Source organism: Pseudoalteromonas sp. '520P1 No. 423' (assembly GCF_001269985.1).
Lineage (GTDB): Bacteria > Pseudomonadota > Gammaproteobacteria > Enterobacterales > Alteromonadaceae > Pseudoalteromonas.
Genome location: NZ_BBZB01000001.1, coordinates 622975 through 635691 on the forward strand (window position 1 = coordinate 622975; position 12717 = coordinate 635691).

A 12717-nucleotide genomic window follows, 5' to 3' on the forward strand; every position below is an offset into this window, starting at 1 on the left:
GAATAAAGTGGGAGTTTATTAACCCACACGCTCTTTATTTCGGTAATTATGCCTCACTTTGTGTTTGTATCTTAAAATGTGGGTTTATATCGTATTTTTCTTTGTTCGCTTTTTTATTTGGGTTAGCCTTAATGTATTGGTAGCATAATTGAGAGTGAAGATGAAAAAAATAATTAATAAAACATTAATCGCTGGTGCGTTGATGGTTGCTTTAACTGGCTGCAATTTGACTGCATCAAACCCAAATGATAGTTTTACTCAGCTAGCTGAAAAAATTGTAGATTACCGTAAAAGTATCGATACCTATAGTGCTAATGAAGGCATTGATAATCACTTTTTACCCGATTTATCGCCAGCGTTTTTAAAAGCAAAAAATGAAAGCTTCTCAGCTTTATTAGCCCAATTAAATGCACTCGATCCTGAGTTAATGAATGCGGATAATAAAATCAACTTGGCAATTATTAAGGCTCAAGTTCAAAATACATTAGATGAATATCGGTTCAATGCGCATTATATGCCATTGACCTCTGAATTTGGTTTTCATTCATCTATGTCATTTTTGATTTCTCGATCGGATTTTTCAAATAAGCAAGGCTACGATTTATATCTGAAACGCCTTGCAGATATGCCTAGGTATTTTTCTGAAAATATATTTTGGATGAAAAAAGGCATTGAAGTTGGCTTTACACAACCTAAAGTTGTACTTGTTGGTTATGAAGATTCGATAACAACTTTTATTAAAGATGATCCTGAGCAATCTAGCTTTTATGCACCATTTAAAGAAAATAAAGCAAATTTAGATAAAGCTGAATTTGCATCTTTACAGCAACAAGCTAAAAAAATTATTCAGGCAAAAGTGATTCCAGCCTACCAAGATTACAAAGCTTTTTTCACTCAAGAGTATTATCCTGCAGCGAGAAATGAAATTGGTGTTTCAACTACTGAAAATGGTGAGTCATTTTATACCAATAGAGCGAAGCATTACACTACAACTGAGATGTCTCCAAAAGAAATTCATCAGCTAGGTTTAAAAGAAGTTAAACGTATACGCGCTGAAATGCAGGTAATTATTGAACAAGTGGGTTTTGAAGGTGACTTTGCTAAGTTTGTAGAGTTTTTACGTACAGACCCTCAGTTTTATGCAAAAACACCTGAAGCACTATTAAAAGAAGCCTCATTTATTTCTAAAAAAATAGATGCTCAGTTACCTAAATTATTCCATACCTTACCACGCACCCCGTATGGTGTAGCGCCGGTTCCGGCAAGTATCGCACCTAAATACACTACAGGTCGTTATGTTGGTCCAAGTCGAGATGATCAGCCAGGTTATTATTGGGTAAATACATATGGCTTAGATAAACGCCCTTTATACGTATTAGAAGCGTTAACTTTACATGAAGCAGTACCGGGTCATCATCTACAGATTTCACTTAATAGTGAACTAGAAAATCTACCTAGCTATAGACAAAATGCTTATATTTCTGCTTTTGGTGAAGGCTGGGGTTTATATTCTGAGTGGTTAGGCTTAGAAGTTGGCTTTTATCAAGATCCTTATAGTAACTTTGGCCGTTTAACTTATGAGATGTGGCGTGCAGCAAGGCTAGTTGTTGATACAGGCATGCATATGTTTGGCTGGAGTCGTGAGCAAGCGATGAATTTCATGAAAGACAATACAGCATTGTCTTTGCATAATGTAAAAACTGAAACGGATCGTTATATTTCATGGCCTGGACAAGCTCTATCATACAAAATTGGTGAGTTAACTATTAAGCGTTTACGGAAAGAAGCAGAAGAAAGTTTAGGTGATAAGTTTGATGTAAGAGAATTCCACCATCAAATTTTGAAAAATGGTTCAGTACCTTTGTCTATATTAGAGCAGCAAATCGCTTTATATATTACAGAAACTAAGCTTAAATAACTCTCAATTGGGAAGTATAAATATGGCTGCTTCATATTAGGAGAAGTAAACGAAGCAGCCAAAAGCCCCCGACCTGTTATCGTTGGCGGCATCGCAATCATAGGCCTTAATAAATAAAACTAACCCTTAGATCGATAGCTTTGCGTCCTTAGTTTTCACTAAGTTTGCCTTTACTTACTTAAACAGTTCTCTTTTAGTCTAGTCGGTGAACTGAAAACTGTCATGGTATTAATTGTAATAAATTGATTCTTTTTAACTCTTCTAGTAGCCTAACTATTAATCTCATTCAAGCTAACCGAATCAATGCATTTGTTATTTAAAAAGTTTTTATCTAAGGTTCGTAACCATATAGACCAGTTAAGCTGGCCTACAGTTTTATTTGCTGTTTTAGCGCATGTTCTTTTTACTTGGCTTTTATTGTGCATGGCGAATGAAAAAGAGCTGATTTCATTTAATCATTTTATTTATTATTACATAGTAACAACCTCAACCGTTGGGTATGGTGACTTCAGTCCAGTTACAGACTTAGGAAAGTGGTTTGTTGCACTTGGGCAAATTCCTATTGGGTTGGCACTTTTTGGGGTCTTTCTAGGAAAGACAGGGCAAACAATTACACAGTTGATAAAAAAAGCGATGACAGGCGATAAAAATTATTCTCATTATGATGGCCACATTATTATTTTTGGCTGGCACAAGACACGAACAGCTAAAATGATTCAATATATATTGGCTGATAATAAACGAGAGCAACGACAAATTTTGTTGGTGGTTATGGATGAAATGACACATCCATTTATAGAAAATCCACAAGTGGATTTTGCAAAGCTAACGAGCTTTACTGATATTGAACAGCTTAATCGTGTTGCTTTAGATAAAGCAGATAAAGTGATTATAGATGGTAAAGATGACGATCAAACTTTTACGACTGCGTTACGTATTAGCCGTATTGTTAAAGCAGAAAGTCATATTTGCGCTTATTTCATTGATGAAACTAAAATAGAAATGCTTCGAGAGCATTGTATTAATGTTGAGTGCAGCAGTTCTAAATCAGCGGAGATTTTAGTACGTTCAATGCAAGATCCTGGCTCAAGTCGTGTTCAGGAAGAGCTATTATCTACACTTACTGGCGATACACAATTTAGTATTGAGGTGCCTAAATTATCTAATACGCTTAATTTTGAAAAGGTTTTTCATTATTTTAAACATCAGCATAATGCTATTTTATTAGGCGTTGCTGATAATCGTATTGGTGATAATTTAACTTTAAATCCTGAATTAGCTTATGAAATTAAAAATGGTAATATTTTGCATTATATTTCTGAGAGTAGATTGTTGACTAGCGAAGTGAACTGGTCTGATATTTAGTATTATTGACATGATGAAATTGACTTAGGGTATTAAAATAGTCAATTTCATTTTAAATTATATGTTTAAGTAATATGCTATCTGATTTTTATTTTAGGGCTAAGGTTTACTTCCCCTTCAAAATCAATCGTGGCAATCATTTCGTCACAAATAGCAATGGCTAAGTAAGTCCCGTCTGATGCACGGGTAAAAGCTAAGCGATAACCAAATTGGTTTAACTTATTAAGGGCGACTTTTTGCGCTAAAGTGAGAATATTCCATATTTCATCAGAATCAGATATGTAATTGGGCTTCCGACGTTCTTCAATAGATGCTTCTGCATTATATTTTGACAGCGCTGTCATATAACCCTCATCTGATTAATTATTGCTATAATTCTAATGTGGTATGATATTTATTATGGCACTAAAAGTCTAGTTCAATTTCTGACCATTTGGTCGGAGTTCATTGTAATCTCAACGTTTTCATTAATGCTAGCGTACTTATTATCTAAGCTAGTAAAAGCAAGCTTCTATTCACCTGAAGCGCGCACGAACTCTAAATCAAAACGAGATAATTCATTAACCGATGCTTTTTGAGCCATTGATAAGTCAAGCCAATGATCATTATATGAAATGTGATCTAATCTTCTTTCTGTAGCCATGTAACCTCCTTGTATTTACATTATAAGTACCATTCCTAGTAACACATATAAGGCTAGTACAAGAAGGTTTGAATGCAAGGTAGAAATATATAAGTGAGGTTAAATTTGCTCAAATTACAATAGTGTTCTATTGTTCTAAAAGCAAAAACAAATGTAGGTTGGCTCACCTTTTTTCGAACTTAAAAAGCGTTGGCTAGCTGCATGGGGTTTAAATTAGTTCCCTTTATGCGTATTTTTGCTTGGAGGTATTTCAAAAATAAGATTATAATGATTGCTTATCAAATGATTTGATAATCTAAATTAATTAAAGGAATTAAATAATGAAAAAAATTTTAAGTTTTTTTATTCTACTATTGACTTCGAATACCACTTTAGCATCATCAGTTCTTAAAGTATGTACAACTTGACAAAATGATACTAGTTTTCTATTTACAGCAAAAGCTGTAGTTGAACCTGGTATGACTACGATAAAAACATTAAACCCATTTACTGCGGAACTGAGAACATATAGGGTGGATATTGAGCCATTTGAACCTGGGTATGAAAGTAGAGGGGGGTTAGTTTTAACTGAATCTTCATCAAGTGATATACAAAGAGCTAATGAGGTAAAAAATGCAATAAATGGCATCCATGATTTCTTTAATGTAGATCGTGTTGTTCCTGACTCAGTAGTTGGCAGTGGCTACGATGTCATTGGTGTAAGTGCTAACTTTAGCAATGTCATTCAATACTACAATCAAAGTCAAACGTTTGGAAGTCATTGGTCATTATACACAGGCTCGCTTGCTGCTATAGCTGGTAAAGTATTTAACGTTAAAATAACTGCTAGCATTGAATTTTCTGATGGAATGAAAGGAACTATAGCTATCACAGGAATAAACTCTAAAGGCGAGGTAGAGTTTATTTTAATTGATATGAAAGATGAAAATGGAAATGATATACCTGTAACAAAAAAGGAAGCCCAAGAGCAAAAAGATAACCTTATGAACTTCACTACAATATCGGAAGTTAGTGTTTTTTTGAATGCCGCATCTAGATTTGGTGTAACCTATGTCAGAACTATGTCTAGATTAACTGGTGGCGGGGGAGGTTCAGGAAGTATAACGGATATCATTTGTGATAAAAATAACAAATGTGTAAGAGTCTCAAACTAAGGATTTAGCTAATGCTAACAATAAATGAAGTTTTTGTCGGTTATTTAGTGATTACAGTGATTTTAATATCTGTTTTAGCGTATTTTAGAAAGCAAAATTTGATAAAATCCTCGGAACTGTTTCAGAGCTCATTATTTTGTATATTATTTTTTCCAATTGGATGGCTTCTTTGTGTGAGAGTTTTTATAAAAATTATAAAGAAGACTTTACAGAATAAGGTGTATTTTATTGAATAAAAAGAGTCGTTTAAGCTACTAAAATGATGCCTGTTAGTTAAAAACTGATAGGCATTTATTTTTTAGTATTTCGTTTAGGTCGCAGCAGTGGTTTACTTTGCTCATATATTCTATGCAATTAAAAACAAATATGTTCTTAATCATTAAAAGTAGCTGTCAAGCTTGAATTTTGAACAATAATCTATTGTAATAGGGCTGCTGTTATTAAATATTTACCATAAATTTATATAAATAACATGCGGTATAAATGGATTTAAATTTGCTTGCCATAGTTTTGGCGATAAATAAGCAAAGTCTTCAAGGAACCAAGTCCACTCTTATCGTTCTTAGGAGCAGAGTGAACTATTAGTCCTCTTATATTCTAAATAACATCTTTGGTTATTTGTATTTTCTCTCCTATGTTCGTTATTTAAAACTATTGGAGAACCTCATGTCTGATCTTAAAATTGCTGCACAAACTGCACTTGGATTAATGGATTTAACAACCTTAAACGATAACGATACCAATGAAATCGTTGCTTCACTTTGTCAGCAAGCTAAAACGAGCGTAGGTGAAACTGCCGCAATTTGTATTTACCCGCAATTTATTCCAGCTGCTAAAGAAGCACTAAAAAACCTTAAAGCATCAAATATTAAAATAGCGACAGTTACAAATTTCCCCCATGGTAATGATGATGTTGCTACAGCCGTTACACAAACACAGCAAGCAGTTGATTTGGGTGCTGACGAAGTTGATGTTGTTTTTCCTTACCGCGCCTTAATGGCTGGTAATTCTCAAGTAGGTTTTGATTTAGTATCGGCGTGTAAACAAGCTTGTGGCGATGATGTTTTACTGAAAGTAATAATTGAATCAGGTGAGCTAAAAACGTCTGAGTTAATTAAATTAGCCAGTGAGCTGTCAATTGATGCCGGTGCTGACTTTATTAAAACGAGCACTGGCAAAGTATCAATTAATGCTACTTTAGAATCAGCTGACATCATGCTTAATGTGATAAAAAATAAAAAACCTAACGTGGGCTTTAAAGCTGCTGGTGGCGTAAGAGTGGCAAGTGACGCAAAAGAGTATTTAGACTTAGCAGTAAAAATCATGGGTTCAGATTGGATTAATGCCAGACACTTTAGGTTTGGCGCATCTAGTTTATTAGCTGATTTATTATCAACTTTAGAAGTTGAACATCAAGTTCAATCAAATAGTTACTAAGGGAAGCTGATGCAACTCCTATATCAATGCAGCTTCCGATGATTTTGCACAAACAGTATTATTTCCAGGCGATCCATTAAGAGCAAAATATATCGCTGATACTTTTTTAACTGATGTAAAACAGGTTAATAATGTACGAAACATGCTTGGTTTTACTGGTTATTACACGAGTAAAAATGGTGAACAATTAAGAGTATCAGTAATGGGTTCTAGCATGGGTATTCCATCATGATCCATTTATGCTAAAGAGTTAATTACAGAGTATGGTGTAAATGCATTATGTGTATTGACTGTATCAGACCATATTCGCACGGGCGAACAAACAACTGCACAAGAACGTGAAACATCATTTAATGAAATGATCTCATTAACATTAGAATCGTTATTAAAAAGTCAGATTATTTAGTTTTATAATTGTTTCACTATAAGGGCTATTTTTATAGTTCTTATTTATATCTACTCAATTACAAATAAAATGCACTAAATAGGCATGTTTATGCTTAATAATACAAATTCAAATGATGATCTCATAATCAAGTAATTTGTAATATTTTCTATGATTCAAACTCTTAGAGGTAATTTATATATTATTTATCATACTCTTAAAAAAATAGTTGAATAAGTATTTAAATCAATAGATTAGTTATTTGGTTTTGGGTAACAATTTGTTTTTATTTTTTCTGGTTAAGATGATTTTGTTCCGCTAAGCTTGCCATTTTAGGGTAAGAGAAAATATTAAAATGAAAAAACTGTTTGCGTACCTAAGTAAGGCAAACTTAATGTTATGGGCTTTAATATTAGGTATTGTAGTAGGGCTTATTTTTGGTGAAAGAGTTCAGTGGATGTCTCCTATTGGCGCTGCTTTTATTAAACTTATGCAGATCACTATTTTCCCATATATTGTTGTTTCTCTTATCGTTGGTTTGGGTAAATTTGAGCCAAGCCAAGTTAAATCCATTATTCTAAAAGCTGTGATTATGATGCTCTCTTTATGGGGGGTTGGTATTGTGGTTATTTGGTGTTTTGCATTTACATTACCACATCATGATGCGGGCACATTTTTCTCATCTGCTTTAGTTGCTACACGTCCAGATATTGATTTTGTAGCGCAATATATACCTGCAAATCCATTTGCTTCAATGGCTGAAGGTAACGTGCCTGCGTTAGTGGTTTTTTGTATTGCGTTAGGTACGGCACTAATGGGTAATGTACGTAAAAGTAGCCTACTTAATATATTAGATGTATTGGGTGAAGGGTTATCGGTTATCTCTAAAAAGATGATTAAGATATTTCCAATTGGTATTTTTGCAATTACAGCGAGTACTGCCGGAACTATTAGCTTAGAGCAAATAAACAACTTACAAGTCTATTTTGTATTAGTGGTATTAACTACATTGTTTTTAATATTTGTATTATTGCCTATGCTGGTTTCGGCACTGACGCCGGTAAAATATAGAGATGTGATTGGCATTGCACGAAATGCACTGATCACCGCCTTTACTACGGGCAGTGTGTTCATCACGCTACCTGTGATCACTGAAGGCATTAAAGACTATATGCATAAACGTGAAATCGCAGATGCGCAATCAGATCATGTTGCTGAAGTATTAGTACCTATCGCATTTACTTTTCCAAGCTTAGGAAAGTTAACAACATTACTGTTTGTTGCTTTTTCAGCTTGGTTAACTGGGCATGAAATCGGTTTTGAAGAAGTTCCCTCTCTCACATTAACTGCACTGTTAAGCTACTTTGCAAACGTACATATTGCTATTCCTTATTTATTAGATGCAGCCAGAGTACCCGCTGATGCTTATCAATTATATTTAGCCATGTCGGTATTGACGGCAAAATTTGTATCGCCTACCTCGGTTGCTTATATCATTAGTTTTACTTTATTAAGTATCTTTTATATTCGCTCAGAATTGAGTTTTAAACGTGTAAAAACCGTATTTAACTTAGGTATTGTAGGTGTAGTTTTACCAAGTTTGATGCTGGTGGCATTTATGCTTAATAGCAAACTAAGTGAGTCTGGCACGGCATCAGATGAAATAATCGCTAATATGCAAGTGGCAACAAAGGTACCTGCTGATGTGTTAAGTTTTGTGCCTAAAGCATATGAAGCGGGTCAGTTATCCTTAACTAATATTGATGTGATTAAAAAGCGTAAATTACTTCGTGTTGGTTATATGGCTGAAAACGCCCCATTTTCATATTTTAATCGTAAACATGAGTTAGTTGGTTTTGATATTAGTTTGGCTCATGAATTAGCCGCAGATTTAGAAGTAAAAGTGGAGTTTATTCCATTTAAAAAAGATCAATTAGCGCAATATTTAAATAAAGGTTACTTTGATATTGCCATGTCAGGCTTAGAAATTAATGTGAGAGATTTAGAAAAGGTGACCTATTCAGATCCTGTTTTAGAATTACAGCTAGCATTAGTAACTAAAGATCATCGCATGAAAGAATTTAGTTCAAGAGAGAAAATACTAGAGCATGAACCTTTATTATTTGCCAGTGTTGAGCATCAGCCCTTTTTGAAAAAAGTATCTCAGCAACAACCTAGCCTACACTTTAAAACCATAGATAATTATCGAGATTTTTTTGAAGGAAAAAATCAATATGATGCGCTTGTAATAAGTGCTGAAGCCGCATTTTCTTGGACTATGTTTTACCCTGAATATGGTGTTGTTGTACCAGAAAATGCGAGTACTAAATACCCAATTGGATTTGCGGTTTCTAAGCGACACTTAGATTTAAATAACTATTTTAATTCTTGGTTAGATATAAAGCAGGCCAATGGAAAAGTGCAAAAATTCTATGATTATTGGATATTAGGAAAAGGCAGTAAACCTAAGGTTAAGCGTTGGTCTGTGATAGATGAAGTAACATCTATAAACCCATAATATTGACCCGCAGCCTATTAAGTAAAGTCAGATAAAATATATATGATCTGACTTTATTTCATTACTATCATTCCCTGCATATACTTAGTAAAAATCAGGCAATGAACGTTTAAACGATTAACTATTTAATAATAGAGTGAATTTATGAACATAACCTTAGTGGGTGGCATTGTTATTGGCATTTTTATTATGGCCTTACTCTATGTACGAGGTGAAAACTATCGTAAAGAACTAGAGCGTACTAAAGCGCTTTATAATAAAGTTAATCGTGAAACCCGCTACCTAACAGATGTTGTACTTGAACTGGCTAAAGAAGAGCAAAGAGTATTACTTGAAAGGTTTAATCGTTTTAAACAACGTGGCACACCAAACTTGGAGTTATTAAAGTTTACAAGCCTATTAATTGAGGCATATGAGGTTGTAATAAGTGAAGCGACCGTAGGCCATAAAACGGTTCATGAGGCTTTTAAGGGGTATGCAAATAATAATACTAATATCGGTTTTGAAGAGTTTAATAATTATTTGATACAAACTAGTGCTAATAAAAGGCAATATTGGGCAAAAAATACGCTGAATGATTATATTGATTTGTGTAAAGTAATGCTTGATGAATTAGAACTTAGTTAGGATGCAGTATGTTTTTTATGGATGTTGGCAAGCAAGTAACTGAAACACCACAATCTCAATTATGTTGTGATAAAAATACAGTACAATACGCAGAACTTAAATATGTAAAACTTTCTTTTATTCCTCTCTTTCCATTTTCTACCCACTATCAAACACAGTGTAAAATATGTAAATCTACTATAGAAGCGCCTAAAAAGAGAATAAGTATACTGAGTGTTTTTAATAAATTTATTGGTATTATAATTGTTTTATTTATCGCTTTGTATTTTTGGCAAGGCCATCAAGATGATATTGCAAAGGAGTTTGATGTATTAAAGGCACCTCAGAAATATGATTTTTATTTAATAGATAATAACCGCTTTAATAAAGTGCAAAGCCAAAGGACTGAATTTGTTATTGCTAAAGTGATATCCGCAAATAAAGATGCGATTGAAATTGTGATAAGTAATTATATTTACTCACGAAAGCGAGATTTAATAAAAGCGATACGTTTAGATACCTTAGTTTTTGATGACTTCTTTCCATCAAAAAGTCAGTTTATAACACCAGCTGAATTAAACACGCTTTATAAAGAGGAAATTGTTTATCGGGTATTAAGACCATTTAATTATACTTTGTTTGGTGGTGTTGCTGTGCGTCCAACTATGCCAGAGAAGCTTTACAAAGGTTATAATCCAACGCCATTAAACCAAGCAGGTATTAGAAGCTATCGAAACGATGACTTTGTTGAAGCAATGTCTTTATTTAAGCAAGCTGCTGAGCAAGGTGATGCATGGGCGCAAATTAATTTGGCGCAAATGTATAGAGATGGTGAAGGGTCTAAAGTTGATAATTCTCAGGCGTTACATTGGTATGGTGAGGCTGTGAAACGAGGGAATAAAACTGCTGAATTTGAATACCAACAGCTTTGTAAGAAAGTGACAGTTTGCAAATAACTTTGCTGTGAAGTTTTATAGGTAGTATGTCTAGATATCGAATATTATCTATATAATTAGGCTGAAAAATTTCAGCCTAATTTATTTTATGTTTTTTCCACGTAGTGGGATTTAATAAAGCTGCGTAGCCGCTTTATTATTACATCACGTTATATTCATCTTCCCAGAAGAATTTTTCTTCACCAAACGCAGGTTTTAAGCCGTCTAACCAAGTTGCTTTTTCATCATATTTAGCAAAAAATGGACGCTGAACCCAATCAGGATTACGTGCTTGAATAAAGCGTAAAACAAATACTTTTTCGCCCATAATTTCAGTTACGCCTGATACTTCTACTTTACCTGGACCCGCACTCATTGAAGGACCACGTACCGTTCTACTTACACCAGAAACATTCTGATATGCATCACGGAATATTTCCCATGTCTTATAAAGAGGTAGTTCGAAGTAGCGTTTAGCGCCCGTATCACGTTCAATGAACATATAATAAGGGATCATGCCTAGTTGAGTTTGCAGCTTCCACATTTCAGACCACATTTCAGGATCTGTATTTATGTTGTTTAATAATGGTGCTTGAGTGCGTATTTGTGCACCTGTTGCACGAATGCGTTTTATTGCTTCTAGTGTTACAGGCGATCTTAATTCTTGAATATGGTTGATATGCGCCATGAAAGAAACATGTTTACCAGCATCTACTAATTCTTTAATAAGCGCTAATAAATCATCTGCATCTGGATCTGTTACATAGCGGTGTGGCCAGAAAGTTAAAGATTTAGTACCAATTCTGATAGTACGAATATGGTCAAACTCTGGTTTTTTAAGCTCTTCTAGGTATCCACGTACTTTACCAGTGCGCATAACCATAGGATCGCCGCCTGTCATTAATAAGTCAGTTACTTCAGTATGTTCTTTTAAGTAGCGGTGTAACTCATCGGCATCGTGATTATTAAAACGTGTTGCTTTACCTACAAACTGTGCCCAGCGGAAACAGAAAGTACAGTATGCATGACAATACTGGCCTTGAGATGGGAAAAACAGCACAGTTTCTTTGTATTTATGCTGCATACCATTTACGGTTTCACCGTCAAGTTCAGGTACGTTTTTATCCATTTGACCCGCAGGATGTGGATTTAACTTATTTCTGATTTTCTGTGCCAATTCTAATATTTGATCAGCGCTTGGATCCGTTTTTAATAAGGTAGCCATTAAGTCATATGACTCATCATCTAACATGCCGCGTTGTGGGAATGTTAGCTGAAATACTGGATCATTAGGTACTTTATGCCAATCAATCAGTTCATCAATAACAAAGTTATTCACCCTAAAAGGAAAAACGCTTGCAACAACGCGCATCTCAAATCTAAGATGCTCAGGAAGCTGTGAAAGAGCCTCGATTTTGTCGATTTGTCTATGTTGATAAACTTGAAAACGAGGAGCTTGATAAGCCCCAATGTCTTGGATTTGTACTACTTGATTCATATAATTCAGTATCGCCCGATAAAAAGCCGGCCATGATACCAATAATTGACTTAGGCTTCATCTTTTTTGTGTGATTTTTATACTAAATGTCAGTTTTATTATCTAAGGTGATGTAAAGTTAAGTTATTTAGCTGCTAATTGTAAGCAAAAGCAAATAGGCTATTTCTTAGCGAGCATTTGTTTGCTAATTTATGGTGAGGTTAGCTTTAATTTATAATAGCTATCTCAAATCATATCTGTTGGCTTATATCTTTAAAT

General features: G+C 34.3%; 10 protein-coding genes, 1 pseudogene and 1 riboswitch. Of the genes and pseudogenes, 8 read left to right on the forward strand and 3 right to left on the reverse strand.

All coding sequences use genetic code 11. The features are described from left to right. The first annotated feature begins 160 nt into the window (after positions 1 to 160). Both PSA_RS02895 and PSA_RS02900 read left to right on the forward strand, forming a co-directional pair. Complete coding sequence (locus tag PSA_RS02895) at positions 161 to 1918, forward strand: DUF885 family protein (RefSeq protein WP_042151922.1); 1758 nt, start codon at positions 161 to 163, stop codon at positions 1916 to 1918. Positions 1919 to 1999: 81 nt separating this feature from the next. Continuing rightward, positions 2000 to 2097: riboswitch (cyclic di-GMP riboswitch) on the reverse strand. Positions 2098 to 2221: 124 nt separating this feature from the next. Beyond that, the gene (locus PSA_RS02900; protein ID WP_042151925.1) at positions 2222 to 3283 is read left to right on the forward strand and encodes a potassium channel family protein; all 1062 of its coding nucleotides are present in this window, start codon (positions 2222 to 2224) and stop codon (positions 3281 to 3283) included. Positions 3284 to 3360: 77 nt separating this feature from the next. Here the strand turns inward: PSA_RS02900 and PSA_RS02905 are convergent, their stop codons facing one another. Next, a complete protein-coding gene (locus PSA_RS02905) occupies positions 3361 to 3627 on the reverse strand; it encodes a hypothetical protein (protein ID WP_042151927.1) in 267 nt (88 codons plus the stop codon). Between the two features lie 167 nt (positions 3628 to 3794). Further along, the gene (locus tag PSA_RS26750) at positions 3795 to 3926 is read right to left on the reverse strand and encodes a hypothetical protein (protein ID WP_269432760.1); all 132 of its coding nucleotides are present in this window, start codon (positions 3924 to 3926) and stop codon (positions 3795 to 3797) included. 458 nt (positions 3927 to 4384) lie between these two features. Here PSA_RS26750 and PSA_RS02910 point away from each other — a divergent pair, with 458 nt between their 5' ends. The 6 genes and pseudogenes from PSA_RS02910 (at position 4385) to PSA_RS02935 (ending at position 10982) form a co-directional block, all read left to right on the forward strand. Continuing rightward, positions 4385 to 5080 carry a hypothetical protein gene (locus PSA_RS02910; protein ID WP_127924236.1) on the forward strand — a complete coding sequence of 232 codons (696 nt, stop codon included), beginning with the start codon at positions 4385 to 4387 and terminating at the stop codon, positions 5078 to 5080. A gap of 666 nt (positions 5081 to 5746) precedes the next feature. After that, entirely contained in the window at positions 5747 to 6517 is a 771-nt protein-coding gene (gene deoC, locus PSA_RS02920) for a deoxyribose-phosphate aldolase (protein WP_042151937.1), read from the forward strand. A gap of 22 nt (positions 6518 to 6539) precedes the next feature. Then, positions 6540 to 6923: pseudogene (locus PSA_RS24280) on the forward strand (hypothetical protein). A gap of 373 nt (positions 6924 to 7296) precedes the next feature. Next, positions 7297 to 9420, forward strand: coding sequence for a cation:dicarboxylate symporter family transporter (locus PSA_RS02925; protein WP_231665212.1), 2124 nt, complete (start codon positions 7297 to 7299; stop codon positions 9418 to 9420). Positions 9421 to 9564: 144 nt separating this feature from the next. After that, positions 9565 to 10047: a hypothetical protein gene (locus tag PSA_RS02930; RefSeq protein WP_042151942.1), complete on the forward strand. Its 483-nt coding sequence runs from the start codon at positions 9565 to 9567 to the stop codon at positions 10045 to 10047. 8 nt (positions 10048 to 10055) lie between these two features. After that, entirely contained in the window at positions 10056 to 10982 is a 927-nt protein-coding gene (locus PSA_RS02935; protein ID WP_042151945.1) for a tetratricopeptide repeat protein, read from the forward strand. Positions 10983 to 11121: 139 nt separating this feature from the next. On the opposite strand, the gene PSA_RS02940 is transcribed toward PSA_RS02935, so the two are convergent. Further along, positions 11122 to 12459 carry a KamA family radical SAM protein gene (locus PSA_RS02940; RefSeq protein WP_042151948.1) on the reverse strand — a complete coding sequence of 446 codons (1338 nt, stop codon included), beginning with the start codon at positions 12457 to 12459 and terminating at the stop codon, positions 11122 to 11124. Positions 12460 to 12717: the final 258 nt, after the last annotated feature.